At 65.3% G+C, this 16,377-nt stretch carries 13 protein-coding genes; 4 read left to right on the top strand and 9 right to left on the bottom strand.

The genetic code is table 11. From position 1 onward, the window contains the following. Nucleotides 1-23 precede the first annotated feature (23 nt). The 4 genes from QSV46_RS19070 to QSV46_RS19055 all read right to left on the bottom strand — a co-directional run bounded on the left by QSV46_RS19070 (nt 24) and on the right by QSV46_RS19055 (nt 3,942). Complete coding sequence (locus tag QSV46_RS19070) at nt 24-920, bottom strand: TauD/TfdA dioxygenase family protein (RefSeq protein WP_314954519.1); 897 nt, start codon at nt 918-920, stop codon at nt 24-26. Nucleotides 921-1,162: 242 nt separating this feature from the next. Continuing rightward, nucleotides 1,163-2,446: a flavodoxin-dependent (E)-4-hydroxy-3-methylbut-2-enyl-diphosphate synthase gene (ispG, locus tag QSV46_RS19065; RefSeq protein WP_314954517.1), complete on the bottom strand. Its 1,284-nt coding sequence runs from the start codon at nt 2,444-2,446 to the stop codon at nt 1,163-1,165. A 12-nt stretch (nt 2,447-2,458) separates the two neighbouring features. Continuing rightward, the gene (locus QSV46_RS19060; protein WP_314954514.1) at nt 2,459-3,412 is read right to left on the bottom strand and encodes a DMT family transporter; all 954 of its coding nucleotides are present in this window, start codon (nt 3,410-3,412) and stop codon (nt 2,459-2,461) included. Nucleotides 3,413-3,447: 35 nt separating this feature from the next. Beyond that, a complete protein-coding gene (locus QSV46_RS19055) occupies nt 3,448-3,942 on the bottom strand; it encodes a Fur family transcriptional regulator (RefSeq protein ID WP_314954511.1) in 495 nt (164 codons plus the stop codon). Between the two features lie 156 nt (nt 3,943-4,098). Here QSV46_RS19055 and QSV46_RS19050 point away from each other — a divergent pair, with 156 nt between their 5' ends. From QSV46_RS19050 to QSV46_RS19040, 3 genes are read left to right on the top strand one after another with little or no spacing between them, the layout of a single operon-like run. Beyond that, entirely contained in the window at nt 4,099-4,581 is a 483-nt protein-coding gene (locus tag QSV46_RS19050; protein WP_314954508.1) for a MarR family winged helix-turn-helix transcriptional regulator, read from the top strand. Continuing rightward, a complete protein-coding gene (locus QSV46_RS19045) occupies nt 4,574-5,761 on the top strand; it encodes an HlyD family secretion protein (protein WP_314954505.1) in 1,188 nt (395 codons plus the stop codon). Before QSV46_RS19050 ends, QSV46_RS19045 begins: the two co-directional genes overlap by 8 nt. A gap of 3 nt (nt 5,762-5,764) precedes the next feature. Beyond that, nucleotides 5,765-7,321, top strand: a complete 1,557-nt coding sequence (locus QSV46_RS19040) for an MDR family MFS transporter (RefSeq protein WP_314954502.1) — start codon at nt 5,765-5,767, stop codon at nt 7,319-7,321. Nucleotides 7,322-7,576: 255 nt separating this feature from the next. On the opposite strand, the gene QSV46_RS19035 is transcribed toward QSV46_RS19040, so the two are convergent. The 5 genes from QSV46_RS19035 to pcaF all read right to left on the bottom strand — a co-directional run bounded on the left by QSV46_RS19035 (nt 7,577) and on the right by pcaF (nt 13,385). Next, nucleotides 7,577-8,668, bottom strand: coding sequence for a phosphotransferase (locus QSV46_RS19035; RefSeq protein WP_314954498.1), 1,092 nt, complete (start codon nt 8,666-8,668; stop codon nt 7,577-7,579). Between the two features lie 48 nt (nt 8,669-8,716). Next, nucleotides 8,717-10,408, bottom strand: coding sequence for a methyl-accepting chemotaxis protein (locus QSV46_RS19030; RefSeq protein WP_314954495.1), 1,692 nt, complete (start codon nt 10,406-10,408; stop codon nt 8,717-8,719). A gap of 260 nt (nt 10,409-10,668) precedes the next feature. Beyond that, the gene (pcaG, locus tag QSV46_RS19025; RefSeq protein WP_314954492.1) at nt 10,669-11,271 is read right to left on the bottom strand and encodes a protocatechuate 3,4-dioxygenase subunit alpha; all 603 of its coding nucleotides are present in this window, start codon (nt 11,269-11,271) and stop codon (nt 10,669-10,671) included. A gap of 1 nt (nt 11,272) precedes the next feature. Beyond that, complete coding sequence (pcaH, locus tag QSV46_RS19020) at nt 11,273-11,974, bottom strand: protocatechuate 3,4-dioxygenase subunit beta (protein ID WP_314954489.1); 702 nt, start codon at nt 11,972-11,974, stop codon at nt 11,273-11,275. Nucleotides 11,975-12,176: 202 nt separating this feature from the next. After that, on the bottom strand, nt 12,177-13,385 hold the full coding sequence (gene pcaF, locus QSV46_RS19015; protein WP_314954486.1) for a 3-oxoadipyl-CoA thiolase: 1,209 nt from the start codon (nt 13,383-13,385) through the stop codon (nt 12,177-12,179). Nucleotides 13,386-13,600: 215 nt separating this feature from the next. Between pcaF and mutS the strand changes: the two genes are divergently transcribed. Beyond that, entirely contained in the window at nt 13,601-16,339 is a 2,739-nt protein-coding gene (gene mutS / locus QSV46_RS19010) for a DNA mismatch repair protein MutS (protein ID WP_314954484.1), read from the top strand. Nucleotides 16,340-16,377: the final 38 nt, after the last annotated feature.

The raw sequence follows: 16,377 nt of genomic DNA, 5'->3' as shown, positions 1-16,377 counted from the left end.
GACGTCAACGCAAGAAGCAGCGTCTAGACCGGCCGCTCCCCCTTCACCGTCACCCGCGTGCCCGAGCGCGTATGCGGCCAGTAGTCCCACATCGCGCGGTGCTGGGTGCAGCGGTTGTCCCAGAACGCGATGGCGTTCTCGGTCCAGCGGAAGCGGCACTGGAACAGCGGGTTTTCGGCGTGCTGGTAGAGGTAGGCGAGCATCGCATCGCTCTCGTCGCGCGGGATGCCGTTGATGTGGCGGGTGAAGCCGCGATTGACGTAGAGCGCTTTCTTGCCCGTGACCGGATGCGTGCGCAACACCGGATGTTCGGCGTTCGGATAGGACGGACGGTCGGCGACGCCGTAATTGGCGTACAGCCCGCGATAGATCGGCTCGCCATCGTGCAGTGCGGTGAGCCCGTCGAGATAGGTCTTCATCCGCTCCGATAGCGCCTCGTAGGCCGCGTACATGTTGGCGAACAGCGTGTCGCCGCCGCGCGGCGGGCATTGCTTGATGTAAAGGATCGAGCCCATCGGCGGCTCGAGATCGCATGACACGTCGGAGTGCCAGCCCTCGCCGTTGGCGCGCGGCGAGTTCGCATCGGCGTAGATCTTCATCAGCGCCGGGTCTTCGTCCTCGTGCGGGGCTGCGGGATGAAAATGCAATTCGCCGAACTTGCGGCCGAAGGCGAGATGCTGCTGCGGCGTGATGTGCTGGTCGCGAAAGAAGATGACGAGGTTTTCGGCAAGCGCCCTGTGGATCTCGTCCATCTGCCGGTTGGAGCGGCTGTCGCCCTCGACGAGCTTGCCGATGTCGACGCCTGAGATCTCTGCGCCAATGATGGGCGTGAGCTTTTCAACCGCGATGGTCTCGTAAGGCGCGCCGTCGTTGGTCGTGTGACGGTAACGCGGGCCCTGCTTGCCGGCGAGTGAGCTCATGAGTGTCTCCCGATCGTTCTTGATTGGGAGCCATCGTAGCTCGCGGTGACAGATACGCAATCGGCGCCGCAAACACAGCCGTCGTCCCGGGGCGCGCGTAGCGCGAGCCCGGGACCCATAGCCACGGGATTGGGTTTGACGAAGACTGGGAGTGACCGCCTACCGTAACCACAACGCCCTGCGGTTATGGGTCCCCGCCTTCGCGGGGACGACAGCGAGCATGAGGCGAGAGCGGCGTAAAACTACTCCGCCGCGGTCACCGGCACCTTGGCGCCCTGGCCGTAGCGCTGGTCGATGTAGTCGATCACCAGCGCCTTGAAGTCGGCGGAGATGGTGGGGCCGCGCAGCGTGCGGAACTTCTTGCCGTCGACGAACACGGGCGCGGCTGGCGCTTCGCCGGTGCCGGGCAAGGAGATGCCGATATTGGCATGCTTGGATTCGCCCGGGCCGTTGACGATGCAGCCCATCACCGCGACGTTGAGCTCCTCGACGCCGGGATATTTCGTCTTCCAGCCCGGCATCTCGTCACGGATGAAATCCTGGATCGAGCGGGCCAGCTCCTGGAACGTGGTCGAGGTGGTGCGGCCGCAACCGGGGCACGCCGCAACCAGCGGCACGAACGTGCGGAAGCCCATGGTCTGCAACAGTTCCTGGCCGACCTGCACCTCACGGGTGCGGTCGCCACCGGGCTCCGGCGTCAGCGAGATGCGGATGGTGTCGCCGATGCCCTGCTGAAGCAGGATGCCGAGTGCGGCCGAGGAGGCGACAATGCCCTTCGAGCCCATGCCGGCTTCGGTCAGGCCGAGATGGATGGCGTAGTCGGAACGGCTGGCGAGGTCCTGATAGACCGCAATGAGATCCTGCACCGCCGAGACTTTTGCGGACAGGATGATGCGATTCTTGGGCATGCCGAGCTCTTCGGCGCGCGCGGCCGACAAAAGCGCCGACTGCACCATCGCCTCGCGCGTCACCGCGCGCACGTCGCGCGGATTGGCTGAGGCGGCGTTCTCGTCCATCAGCTTGGTCAGCAGCTCCTGGTCGAGCGAGCCCCAGTTGGCGCCGATGCGCACCGGCTTGTCGTTCTTGTTCGCGATCTCGATGATGTCGGCGAACTGGGTGTCGCGCTTGTCCTTGAAACCGACATTGCCGGGATTGATGCGGTACTTGGCAAGCGCTTCGGCGCAGGCCGGATAGGCCGCCAGCAGCTTGTGGCCGATATAGTGGAAGTCGCCGATCAGCGGCGTGGTGATTCCGCGCTTGAGCAGGCCGTCGCGGATATGCGGGACGGCGGCGGCGGCCTCCTCGCGGTCCACGGTGATGCGGACCATTTCGGAGCCGGCGCGCGCGAGCGCTGCGACCTGGGCGATGGTGCCGTCGATATCGGCGGTGTCGGTGTTGGTCATCGACTGCACGACGATCGGCGCACCGCCGCCAACGGCGACGTCGCCGACCTTGACCTGGGTGGTCTGGTGCCGGGGCGCCGGGCCCGCGATGTCGGAATCGATGGGGTTTTCGAGCTTGTTCATGGGGTCCAAATATCAGGTTTTGGTGACGTTGAGCAATGCGTCGCGCGGCGCCGCAGCCACTTGGCTCGGACGGTTAACCAGAAAAAGCCCAGCAATTACAAGGACCGCAGCGGCCCCGAACGTCAGGCTCAAGGTGTCGTGCATGATGAAATAGCTACCCACCACGCCAAACAAAGGGGTGATGAAGGTAAAAGCCGACAATTTGCTGGCCGAATAGGTCTTCACCAGCGCGAACCAAAGCGTGAACGTGGTTCCAACCACCCAGATCGCCTGGAAGGCCATCAGGCCGAGCGACAGCGGTGACGGGGTGTGGGTGATCGATTCGCCGAACAGCCAGGCGGCGGTGCCCAGGATCGGAATCGAGGTCGCGACCTGATAGCCCAGCGCCTTCTCCGGCGCGGCGAAGCGCAGCCTTGTGCCCTTGGCGACCAGGGTGGTCGCCGCCCACAGCCCCGCGCCGGCGACGATCATGAGATCGCCGAGCAGGACCTGTGAATCGACATTGGGCTGCGGCACGCCGATCGCCAGTGCGACACCGGCAAAGCTGACGGCCAGCCCGAGCCATTGCGTGCCACCGAGCCGCTCGCCAAGCACCTGGTAGGAGCCGAGCGCGACGAAGAACGGCGCCGTGTAGAGGAACACCACGGCGCGGGACGCCGGGGTGAAGCGCAGGCCCTGGAAGATCAGCACGAACTCGATGCCGAACATCAGTCCGGCGATCACGCCCGCCTTCCACGTACCGTCGCGCTCGAAGAATTTGACGCCGCGCAGGCTGCCAACGATGAAAAGCACCGGCAGCGCGCCCATCGAGCGGAACATCGCCTGCAGCATCGGCGGAATATCGGGCAGAACCAGCTTCACGGCGATCTGGTTGAACCCCCAGGTCATGCACAGCATGAGCATCAGGGCGATGGCGCCGGCACTGAGGGGGCGGCCGGCGGACGGCATGGCTTGTTGTGCGGACATTTCTTCCCAAAAACCGGCTTTGCGCCGTTGTTGCCTTATGCAGCTTTCTGACAATGGGTGCAGACGCCCGTGATCTCCACCACGGACAGCTTTGGCGCAAAGCCTGAGCTGCGCGCGGCGGCATTCAGGTCCTTGGCAAAGGACGCCGACGGAATTTCGCCAACGAGGCCGCAGCGCTCGCAGATCAGGAACGCCACCGCCGACGTCGCGTCATGGTCGTGGGCGGCGCAGGCCAGATAGGCGTTGCGGCTTTCGATGCGGTGCACGAGGCCATTGGCCATCAGGAAATCGAGCGCACGATAGACCGTGATCGGCGCCGGCCTCGGCATCGACTTGGCCAGTTCGTCGATCACCTCGTAGGCGCCGAGCGGCCGATGGCTGGAGAGCAGCGCCCCCAGGACCTGGCGGCGGATCGGCGTGAATTTCTGCGCGCGCTGCCTGCAGACCGCTTCCGCATGCGACAGCGCGTCCGCGGTGCAGCGGCCGTGATCGTGGTCGGGTGTCGGAAATGCCGGCTTTGCCAAGGTCATGTGAGCCGCCTTCTAGCATTTTGGCCGGGGAACCCAAAGCACGACCGGCGAACGGCTGCCAGCCATGCTTTTGCTGCGGGACGCGCCGCGTCACCCCGCCATATAATAATCATAAGCTTGCTTATTATATGGGAGCTTATTGGAGAGACAAAACTCATGACCCGCGGGTCCGTCGACCAGAACTTCCTGTTTACGCTCAGCGAACTCAACCGCCTGCTCCGCGTCTATGCCGACAAGGAGGCCTCGCGCTTCGGCATCACCCGCGCGCAATGGGCCGTGCTCGCCAAGGTCGAGCGTAGCGAGGGCATGAAGCAGTCGGAACTCGCCGAGCTGCTGGAGATGCAGCCGATCACGCTGACCCGGCTGATCGACAAGCTCTGCAACAGCGACTGGATCGAGCGCCGCAACGATGCCTCGGACCGCCGCGTCAAGCGGCTCTATCTGAAGAAGGCCGGCCGGACGTTGCTCGGCAAGATGAGCGGCCTGAAGTCGGAGCTCACGGCGAACGCCCTCGACGGGATCAACCCGGCCGACGCTCACCGTCTGCTCACCCAACTCGAATCCATCAAGGAAAACGTGCGCAACGCGATCCAGACCAGCGGAGCGGAACAAGCACGCAAGGAGCAACGCTATGGCTGATCAGGTTCTCAAATTCCAGCCCGAGCAAAAGAGCGACAGCGGCAAGCCCACCAAGAAAGCCGGCACCAACCCGCGCCGCCGCCTGATGGCCGGCTTGCGCCGCTATCGCCGCGTCCTGCTCCTGGTCGTGCTGCCGGTCGCCATGGCCATTGCCGGCTTCACCTTCTACCTCAACGGCGGCCGCTATGTCGGCACCGACGACGCCTATGTCGGCGCGCAGAAGGTTTTGGTGACGCCCGATATCTCCGGCAAGATCGAGAAGGTCGTGGTGAAGGAAGGCCAGACCGTCAAGCAGGGCGACGAGCTGTTCGAAATCGATCCCGTGCCGTTCCGCCTGGCCGTCGATCAGGCCAAGGCCGCGCTCGACCAGTCTCGCACGACCTATGACAACCTGGTCGCCAACATCAGGATCTACGCGCAGATGCTCGATCTGGCGCAGCGGGGCGTCGACCTGAAGCAGCGCGACGTCGAGCGCAAGCAGTCGCTGGTCAAGAGCAATTTCGGCTCGCAGCTCGATCTCGACAACGCGGCCAATGCGCTGGTCACCGCCGGCGCCCAGACGCAGTTCGTCAGGCAGCAGCTGTCCAACGCGAAGACCCAGCTGCTCGGCAATCCCGACCTGCCGCTCGAGCAATTTCCGCCTTACGCCCAGGCCAAGGCGAAGCTCGATGAGGCCCAACGCAATCTCGACCATACCGTGCTGCGCGCGCCGATGGGCGGCGTTGCGACGCAGGTCGAACAGATACAGCTCGGCCGCTACGTCACCGCCGGCACGCCCGTGTTCTCCATCATCGACGTCGCCCACCCCTGGGTCGACGCCAACCCGAAGGAGAGCGACCTCACTTACGTGACTGAAGGACAGCCCGTCACGCTCGAGGTCGACGCGTTCCCGAACCACGTCTTCAAGGGCAAGATCGGCTCGCTCTCGCCCGGCACCGGCGCGCAATTCGCGATCCTGCCGCCGCAGAACGCCACCGGCAATTTCGTCAAGGTGGTGCAGCGCGTGCCGGTCAGGATCTATTTCGACGAGACCGACAAATACGTACGGAGGCTGAAGGCCGGTATGAGCGTCTATGCCACCATCGACACCGGCCACAAGCGCTCGCTCGCCGGCCTGCTCGGTCTGTCGGCGACCGCAAGCCAGGACAAAGATCAAGACAAAGATCAGGACAAGGACTGATCGATGGTGGAGTCCAACCCCGCTTTGATGGTCCCCGGCCTGCGCCGGAACATGGTGACGATCTGCGCCATGACCGCGACAATCATGCAGGCGCTGGACACCACCATCGCCAACGTGGCGCTGCCTTATATGCAGGGCACGCTGTCGGCGTCACAAGACCAGATCAACTGGGTGCTGACCTCCTACATCGTCGCCGCCGCGATCATGACGGCGCCGGTGGGCTGGATCTCCAACCGCTTCGGCCGCAAGCGCATCTTCATCATCTGCTCGGCCGGTTTCACCTTCGCTTCCGTACTGTGCGGGCTCGCGCAGGACATCAACCAGATGGTGCTGTTCCGTCTGCTGCAAGGCGTGTTCGGCGCAGCGCTGGTGCCGCTGTCGCAATCGGTCATGCTCGACTATTACACGCTTCAGGAACGCGCCAAGGCGATGTCGATCTGGGGCATGGGCGTGATGATGGGTCCGATCATGGGTCCATCACTCGGTGCCTGGCTGACCGAGACCTATTCCTGGCACTGGGTGTTCTTCGTCAACCTCCCGTTCGGCGTGGTTACCGTGCTCGGGCTCGCCGTCTTCATGGATGAGACCGACAAGAATCTCAGCCTGAAGTTCGACTGGTTCGGCTTTGCCGCGCTGGCGGTCGCGATCGGCGCGCTGCAGCTCGCGCTCGATCGCGGCGAGCAGCTCGACTGGTTCGAGTCGGTCGAGATCGTGACCGAGCTCGTCATATCCGGCGTCGCCTTCTACTACTTCTTTGCCCACTCTTTCACGACGTCGCGGCCCTTCATCCAGTTCGCGCTGTTCAAGGACTGCAACTTCCTGACCGGCTGCATCTTCATGACGGTGATGGGGCTCGTGCTGTACTCGACCATGGCGCTGGCCTCGCCTTACCTGCAAAATGTCATCGGCTATCCCATCATCACGGCGGGCGGGCTGCTGGCGAGCCGCGGCTTCGGCACCTTCTTCGCGATGATGATGGTCGGCCGCATCATGCGCTACATCGAGGCGCGCACGCTGATCATCGCCGGCCTGACGCTGACGGCGGCCTCGCTGTTCCAGATGACGGGCTGGACCGACCAGACCCAGGTGCCGGAGATCGTCGTCGTCAGCCTCATCCAGGGCTTCGGCTTCGGTCTCGTCTTCGTGCCGCTCTCGACGGTGGCATTCCTGACGCTGCCGAACCACTTACGCACCGATGGCACCTCGATGCTGACCTTGATGCGCAACGTTGCCAGCTCGGTCGGCATTTCGATCGTGATCGCCGAGCTGACGCAGGGCACGCGCAAGACCTACGCGATCCTGTCCGAGCACATCAACCCCTTCAACCACGCACTCCAGATGCCTGGCGTGAGCGGCATGATCAATCTCTCCACCGACGCCGGCCGCGCCATGGCCGACCGGATGGTCAGCGTGCAGGCGCAGATCACCGCCTTTGCGCACGACTACATGCTGGTGATGATCTTCATCCTCTGTACCATCCCGCTCGCCCTGATGATCGGCTCGACCAGGGCCAGCTTGCGCAAGCAGGCCGCCGGGCCGGAGCACGCGGTGATGGAGTAGCCGTGTAGAGTAAAGAGTTGGCCGAGCCACAATCTCCACTGTCGTCCCGGACAAGCGAAGCGCAGATCCGGGACCCATAGCCACAGGGAGTGGTTTGGCGAAGACTCGGAATTGGAAGACTCGGGATTGGAAGACTTGGAGTTGGAAGACTTGGAGTTGGCAGCCCATACCACAATCGCTCCCTGTGGTTATGGGTCCCCGCCTTCGCGGGGACGACAGCGGAATTGTTGAGCCGCCGTCGCGCTCCACGGTCCGCTACAACAACTCCTCGCATCCCAAATCGTCGACCGCCATCATCACCCGCTCCAGATTGTTCCACCAGATCAGCGGCGGGATGTTGACGCTCCATTGCCAGACGGGTTTGGTGATATGCCAGAGCACCGACCGGCGATAATCCTGGTCGAGCGCACCGCGCGTGTAGCCGGTCACGCCGTGCGCGATCAACGTCTCATGGTAATGATTGAGCAACGGGCGCTCGAGCGCCTGCCGGCGCTCCGGATACCATTGGGTCGCCATCATGTAGGCGAGGTCGCCGGTCGGCACGTTGATGCGCCACTGGTCGAAATCGAAGACGCGCACCGTGTCGGCGACGCCGGCGCGTGGCAGCATGAAATTCCAGATATGGGCATCACCGTGAGCGATGGTGACATGGCGGCGGGAATGATAGCGCTGCAATAGCCGGTCCGATTGCTCGATGAAGCGGCGGTAGAGAATACGCCGCTCTTCGCTGAGGCGGTCGCCGAGGAGATCGGCGAAACGATCGTAATGGCCGGCGAAGGTCTCCATCAGCTTCGCGCTGTCGTCGGCGCTCATCCAGTTGCCGACAGTGTCGCCAAGGCCGGGATGGTCCCACCAGGCCGCGTGCCATCTCGCGAGCGCCGTTACGATCGCCGTTGCCTGCTCGCGCGACGGCGGCAGCGGCCATTGCGTCGCGATCTCGTGGCTATCGGTGAGGTCCTCGAGCAGGAGATGCCAGGTGAGGCCGTCCTCGTGAAAATGTCCGTCGAAGCAGCGCGGCGCGAGACCCGGCGGCATTTCCGGTTCGAGCTGCGTGTAGAAGGCGACCTCGTTCCGGCCGCCATTTGCAAGCGGCTTCGCGAAGGCGGCATGTGCGGTCTTCAGGATCAGGGACTGCGGGGCACCGGCGGACTCCCCGACATAGCGCAAGCCGAGACGCACGATGTGAGACACGATCGTGTCGCGCTGATGCAGTACCTTCACCTCGCGCACGGCACCGGCGTCCAGCGCGCCAGCCCTGCGCAGCGCCGCCGTGAGATAAGCAGGCTCGGCAACCGCCGGCAGTTGCGGATTCGTCATGAAAGCCACGATGCCCCCGTGCCGCGCCATACTGCACGATCACACCCCCTGGGACCAGCGGCAGGCACCGCGCCGGGCTCAGGCCGCTGCGGTCGAGTCGCGCACGGCCCGGACGACGACCGATCGCAGCGATTCCAGATTGGCGGCCATGCCGGCGATCGCCTGCTTCACCTCCGTGGCGCGATCGTTGACCGAGGCGGCGTCGCGGCTGACATTGGCGATCTTGGCCGAGACCTCCTTCGCAGCCGAGGCCGATTCGGAAATCGACCCCGCGATCTCCCGCGTCGCGGCGTCCTGTTGTTCCATCGCGGCGGCAACCGAGGTCGCCACGCCGTCGATCTCGACGATGTGGCCGCCCATGGTCTCGACGGCATCGACCGCGGCCTGCGTCGAGGCCTGGATCTCCGCGATCAGGCGCCCGATCTCCTCGGTGGATTTGGCGGTCTGGTCGGACAGGGATTTCACCTCGGCAGCGACCACCGCAAAGCCGCGGCCGGCCTCGCCGGCGCGTGCCGCCTCGATCGCGGCGTTGAGCGCCAGAAGGTTGGTCTGGCCGGCGACGCCGCCGATGAGGTCGGAGACCTCCGCGATCTTCTTCACTGCGCCCGCCAGCGCCTGGATGGTGGAACGCGCCTGCTCGCGGCCTGCGACCGCCGATTTGGTGACCGTGCTGGTCCGCGCGACCTGGGTTGCGATGTCCCGGATCGAAGCGCTCAGTTGGTCGGCCGCGGCCGAGACGGCCTGCGAGCTGCCCAGAGCCTGGGTGGACGCCGAGGCCACTGCCTGTGACTCCGCGGACAGCGACCGGGCGATCTCGGACAGACTGGAGGCGGCCCGCTCGACGCCCTGACTTGCCACGCTCGCGGAGTCGACCGAGCGGCCGGTCTCGCGCTCGACGGTCTCGGCCATCTGGTGCAGGGCGCCACGCTTGGCAAGTGCGGCCTCCTGCTCCTTGCCCAACTGCTCCTCGCGCAGGCGCGAATTCTCGATCGCCGCCTGCTTGAACACCAGCAACGCGCCTGCCATCGAGCCGACCTCGTCCTGGCGGTGCGCGAACGGAATGTCGGCGGCGAGATCCCCGGTGGCGAGCTTCTGCATCGTATCCGTCATGCGCACGATCGGGCGCACCACGCCGAGCGCGACGCCGAGCAGGCCGGCGGCAATGAAGGCGAGGACGGCGGCAGAGACGCCGAGGAGAATGTAGAGCATCGAGCTGTCGCGGTCCGCGGCCAGCTTCTCCATGTCGGCATTCTGCTTGTTGGCGCTTTCGACGATGCTGTCGATGACGGCGCGATGCGCGGTGTAAGCGTCCTTGAGCTGCGCATAAGCGCGCTCGGCGGCGTCCATATCCCTGGCTTTGAGGGCCGGCAGGAACTGGTCGGAGAGGAGCTTCCAGAATTTCTGCACCTCGGCGTCGGATTTCGACACCAGCGCGGTCTTCAGATCGGCCGAAAGGCTGGAGGCGACCCAAAATGCCTTGCGCTCGTCATAGTCCTTGCGGAGCTGGACCAGGCGCTCGCCATGGGCCGCCAGTTGGTCCGGCTCGCGCATCGCCAGCGTCGCCTCGAGATAGGCCTCAATCACGTATTCCGGCGGCGGCAGGATATCGGCGATCAGATCGTTGCCGAGCTTGATGTCGGAATAGAGCGGGCCGCCGACCTTCAGCTCCTTCAAGGCGTAGAGGCTGGTCGAGACCACGGCGGTGAAGCCAATGGCGAGAACAATCCCGAACGCGATGATCGCGGAGGACAACGACAGGCGAATTTTCATGGAGAGATCCGGGCTCCGCGTCAGATTTGCGGAGATCCTAGACCGTTACGGTAAATACGGACTTGCCACGCGCGGAAATTGTAGCGTGCAAACACCGCTAGACTACGGGGATAGAGCGTCAAACGGTCGCTTATAAGTCAGTGTGGCTGACACACAAACGCGAAATGGGATCGTTTCAGGCTTGTTGCAGGCAGCCACCGGCGCAGTTGGGCTGAATGAGAAACCCGTGCCGGCGACCCGGATCGCCGGCACGCGCTGCATCATACGTCGAAGAATACCGTCTCGTCGCCGCCCTGGAGCCGCAGGTCGAGGCGATAGAGCGGCTTGCCGGCCACATGCACGGCGATCAGCGTGGCGCGGCGCTCGGTAGGCACCACCGCCAGCACGGGATCGGCGGCATTGCCGGCCTCGTCGCTGAAATAGATGCGGGTGTAGAGATGCCGCAGCATGCCGCGGCCGAACACCGCAAGCAGGATATGCGGCGCCTGCGGCTTGCCGTCCGGATCCGGCACCGCGCCCGGCTTGATGGTGTCGAAGGAATAATTGCCGTCCTTGTCGGTGCCGCAACGGGCGAAGCCGCGGAAGCTCGCATTCGGCAGCGCGCGCTTGTCCTGCGGATCGGCGAAGCGGCCTTGAGCATCCGCCTGCCAGATCTCCAGCATGACGTCAGGCACGGCTACGCCGTCGCCGTCGAACACGCGGCCTTCGACACGGATGCGGTCTCCGGTGACGTCGGACGTCAGCGTCGAGTTAGTGAACGCGTCGTTCCATGCGTACTCGCCATTGGGCGTCAGGCCATATTTGAAGAACGGACCGACGGTCTGCGATGGTGTGATCCCGTTGTCCTTCACATTGTCCTGCACCTTAGTGGTTCTCCGTTGGCGTGGCGTTCTTGCCGCGCAGCACGATGTCAAAGCGGTAGCACAGCGCCCATTCGGGCTGAGTATTTTCGAGGTCGAATGACGAGACCATCCGCGCGCGGGCCTTTTCGTCCGGCACCGAGTTGAAGATCGGGTCGAACGGGAACAGCGGGTCGTTTGGGAAATACATTTGCGTCACGAGCCGCGTGACGAAGGAATGGCCGAACACCGACAGATGGATGTGCGCCGGACGCCAGGCATTGTGATGATTGCCCCAGGGATAGGCGCCGGGCTTGATGGTCACGAAGCGGTAGTAGCCCGCGGCATCGCTGACGGTGCGGCCCGCGCCCGTAAAGTTCGGATCAAGCGGCGCCGGATGCTGGTCGCGGACATGGACGTAGCGGCCGCAGGAATTGGCCTGCCAGATCTCGACCAGCGAATTCGGTACGCCGCGGCCGTCTTCGTCACGCACATGGCCATGGACGATGATGCGCTCGCCGATCGGCTCGCTCGCGTGCTGGCGCGTGAGGTCGTTGTCGCCTTCGCGCACGGTCTCGTGACCGTAGACCGGGCCGGTCAGCTCCGACAGCGTGTGGCGCATCGGGATCAACGGTTTGTTCGGCGCGCGCTTGATCGAGCTCTTGTATTCGGGCGACAGCGGCAGCGGATGCGCCTTGTTGCTGTCGACAGGATAGATGAATGTCATTGGCGAACTCCTCCCCGGCCATTTTGGTCCGGCCGGTCAACACTTCCCCGGATCATTATAGAATATAACTAATTTGGGGAAGCGGTTTTGGCGGCCCTCCATGCCTGTCATTCCGGGGCAGCCGAAGGCTGAACCCGGAAACTCGAGATCCCGGATTCCGCCCTGCGGGCGGCTCCGGGATGACGGGACGCTAAGCGTCCCGTCAGTTCAGCTTCTCGATCGCAACCGCAACGCCCTGACCGACGCCGACGCACATGGTGGCGAGGGCGAGCTTGCCGCCGCGCTGTTCCATGCCGTGCACGGCGGTGAGCACGAGGCGCGCACCACTCATGCCGAGGGGATGGCCGAGCGCGATCGCGCCGCCGTGTGGATTGACGAAGTCGGCATCGTCGGCAACGCCGAGCTGGCGCATGCAGGCGATGCCCTGCGAGGCGAAGGCCTCGTTGAGCTCGATCAGGTCGAAATCGCCGATCTTCTTGCCGAGCCGCTCCATCAGCTTGCGGGTCGCCGGCACCGGGCCGATGCCCATGATGCGCGGCGGCACGCCGGCAGAGGCGAGACCGAGGATGCGCGCACGCGGCGTCAGACCATGCTTCTTCACGGCAGCCTCGGAGGCCAGGATCATCGCGGCGGCGCCGTCATTGACGCCGGAGGCGTTGCCGGCCGTCACCGTGCCGGGATTGCGCACGATCGGCTTCAGCTTGGCAAGGCCCTCCAGCGTGGTCTCGGGGCGCGGATGCTCGTCCTTGTCGATCGTAACCGGGCCGGCCTTGCCGCCGGGAATGGTGATCGGGATGATCTCTTCGGCGAAGTAACCAGCCGCGATCGCCGCACCCGCGCGCTGCTGCGAACGAATCGCGAAGGCGTCCTGGTCGGCGCGCGAGACCTGGAATTCCTCGGCAACGTTCTCGCCGGTCTCCGGCATGGCGTCGACGCCATACTGCGCCTTCAGCAGTGGATTGATGAAGCGCCAGCCGATGGTGGTGTCGAAAATCTCCGCGGAGCGGGAGAAGGCTTCCTGCGCCTTGCCCATCACGAAGGGGGCGCGGGTCATGGATTCGACGCCGCCGGCGATCGCGAGCTCGATCTCGCCGGAGCGGATGGCGCGCCCCGCAGCACCGACAGCGTCGAGGCCGGAGGCGCAGAGCCGGTTCAGGGTCTGGCCGGGAACCGAATCCGGGAGCCCCGCCAGCAGCAGCGCCATGCGCGCGACGTTGCGGTTGTCCTCGCCGGCCTGGTTGGCGCAGCCGAAGAACACTTCGTCCACCTGCGCCCAGTCGAGATTGGGGTGCTTGGCCATCAGCGCCTTGATCGGTGCTGCGGCGAGGTCGTCGGCGCGCACCTTGGCGAGCGAGCCGCCGAAGCGGCCGATCGGGGTCCGCACGGCATCGCAGATAAAGACGTCACGCATCGTTGTTCTCCCTGAATGCCGCGGTTCGGCCAAAATTCTTCAATGTCGGCGGAGTTTTAGGAGGGCGCGCGCGGCAGGTCAATTGACGGTTTCGCGTGCGATTCGCAGGGCCTGCCGTCCGCAACGCATCCCGCACTGCGGACAACGTGGAAAACCTCCCCTCCCCGGCCAAACTGATAGGAGCACGGGACGAAATTTTGTAGGTTGCGCCGCCCATGACAATGCAACAGCCGATCCCTGTGCCGCCCTCCGACGAAGCGCCTGCCGCGCCGGCGGAAGCCGCCGCGCGCGTCACGCCGATGATGGAACAATACCTCGAAATCAAGGCGGCGCATCAGGGCCTGCTGCTGTTCTACCGGATGGGCGATTTCTACGAATTGTTCTTCGAGGACGCTGAGATCGCCTCGAAGACACTCGGCATCGTCCTGACCAAGCGCGGCAAGCACCAGGGCGCAGACATTCCGATGTGCGGCGTGCCGGTCGAACGCTCCGAGGATTACCTGCACCGCCTGATCACCGCCGGCCACCGGGTCGCGGTGTGCGAGCAGACCGAAGATCCCGCTGCTGCGAAAGCGCGCGGTAACAAGAGCGTGGTGCGCCGGGGCGTGGTGCGGCTGGTCACCCCGGGCACGCTGACCGAGGACACGCTGCTCGACGCACGCGCCAACAATTATCTGCTGGCGATCGCGCGCGCCCGCTCCTCCGCCGGCGGCGACCGCTTCGGTCTCGCCTGGATCGACATCTCGACCGCCGAATTCACCGTGATGGAGTGTTCGGGCGGCGAGCTCGCCGCGACGCTGGCGCGTATCAATCCGAACGAGGCGATCGTCACCGACGCTCTCTATAACGACAGCGATCTCGGCCAGACCCTGCGCGAGTTGCCGGCGGTGACGCCGCTGACCCGCGACGTCTTCGACGGCGCCACCGCCGAGAAGCGTCTGTGCGATTATTTTGCCGTCGCGACCATGGACGGGCTGGCGCAACTGACGCGGCTGGAGGCCACGGCTGCGGCTGCTGCCGTCACCTATGTCGACCGCACCCAGGTCGGCAAGCATCCGCCGCTGTCGCCGCCCGCGCGCGAGGCCTCGGGGGCGACGATGGCGATCGATCCCGCCACGCGCGCCAATCTCGAGCTGACGCGAACGCTCGCAGGCGAGCGCCGCGGCTCGCTGCTCGACGCGATCGACTGCACGGTGACCTCGGCCGGCTCGCGCCTGCTGGCGCAACGGCTCGCCGCGCCGCTGACGGATGCCTCCGCAATCGCGCGGCGGCTCGACGCGGTCAGCAGCTTCGTCGCCGATTCCGCCACGCGCGAGGATATCCGCAGCATTTTGCGCGGCGCGCCCGACATGTCGCGGGCGCTGGCCCGTCTTTCGGTCGGCCGCGGCGGCCCGCGCGATCTCGCCGGCCTGCGTGACGGCATCCTCGCCGCCGACCAGGTGCTGGCGCGGCTTGGCGAGATCGACCAGCCGCCGCAGGAGATCGCCGCGGTGATGGCTGCCCTGCAACGTCCGTCGCGCGAGCTCGCGGTCGAATTCGCCTCTGCCCTCGACGAACAACTGCCGCTGATCAAGCGCGACGGCGGTTTCGTTCGCCAGGGCTACGAGCCTGTGCTGGACGAAACGCGAAGTCTGCGTGATGCCTCACGTCTCGTTGTCGCCTCGATGCAGGCGCGCTACGCCGACAACACGGGCGTCAAAGGTCTCAAGATCCGGCACAATAACGTGCTCGGATATTTCGTCGAGGTGACCGCGCAGCACGGCGACAAGCTGATGTCGCCGCCCTTGAACACGACCTTCATCCACCGCCAGACGTTGGCGGGCCAGGTGCGCTTCAGCACCTCCGAACTCGGGGAGATCGAGGCCAAGATCGCCAATGCCGGCGACCGCGCGCTCGGGCTCGAGCTCGAGATTTTCGAGCGGCTGTCCGCGAAGGCGCTCGTGGTCAGCGACGACCTGCGCGCCGCCGCCCATGCCTTTGCATTGCTCGACGTTGCGACCTCGCTGGCCAAGCTCGCGGTCGATGACAATTATGTGCGGCCGGAGGTGGATGAATCCCTCGGCTTCGCCATCGAGGCCGGCCGCCATCCCGTGGTCGAACAGGCGCTCAAGCGCAATGGCGAGCCGTTCATCGCCAATGCCTGCGACCTCTCGCCGGCGCCCGGCCAAAAGTCCGGCCAGCTCTGGCTGCTGACCGGTCCCAACATGGCCGGCAAATCGACCTTCCTGCGCCAGAACGCGCTGATTGCCCTCCTGGCGCAGATCGGAAGTTTCGTGCCGGCCACGCGCGCGCGGATCGGCGTCATCGACCGCCTGTTCTCGCGCGTCGGCGCCGCCGACGATCTCGCCCGCGGCCGCTCCACTTTCATGGTCGAGATGGTCGAGACCGCGGCGATCCTGAACCAGGCCGGCGAGCGCGCGCTGGTCATCCTCGACGAGATCGGCCGCGGCACCGCGACCTTCGACGGCCTCTCGATCGCCTGGGCCGCGATCGAGCATCTGCACGAGAGCAACCGCTGCCGCACGCTGTTCGCCACGCATTATCACGAACTGACCGCGCTTTCGGCAAAACTGCCGCGCATGTTCAACGCCACGGTGCGCGTCAAGGAGTGGCAGGGCAATGTGGTGTTTCTGCACGAGGTGCTGCCGGGCTCGGCCGACCGCTCCTACGGCATCCAGGTGGCGAAGCTCGCAGGTCTTCCGCCGGCCGTGATCACGCGGGCGAAATCCGTGCTGGCGAAGCTGGAAGCCCAGGACCGCGGCCAGACCGCGCGGGCGTTGGCTGACGATCTGCCGTTGTTCGCCGTACCTTCGCGGGCCGCGGCGGAAGCCGCGCCGCCGAGCGAAGCGGAGCTGTTGGTGGAGGCGGTGAAGGCGCTGCACCCCGACGAGATGTCCCCGCGCGAGGCGCTCGATGCGCTCTATGCGTTGAAGGCGCAGCTGCCGAAGCAGTGACGGTGCGGTAGGGTGGGCAAAGCGAAGCGTGCCCACCA

The organism is Bradyrhizobium cosmicum, from assembly GCF_032290525.1.
Lineage (GTDB): Bacteria > Pseudomonadota > Alphaproteobacteria > Rhizobiales > Xanthobacteraceae > Bradyrhizobium > Bradyrhizobium cosmicum_A.
Note: the sequence above shows the minus strand (reverse complement) of the source record. Positions and strands in the feature narration are given on the sequence as shown.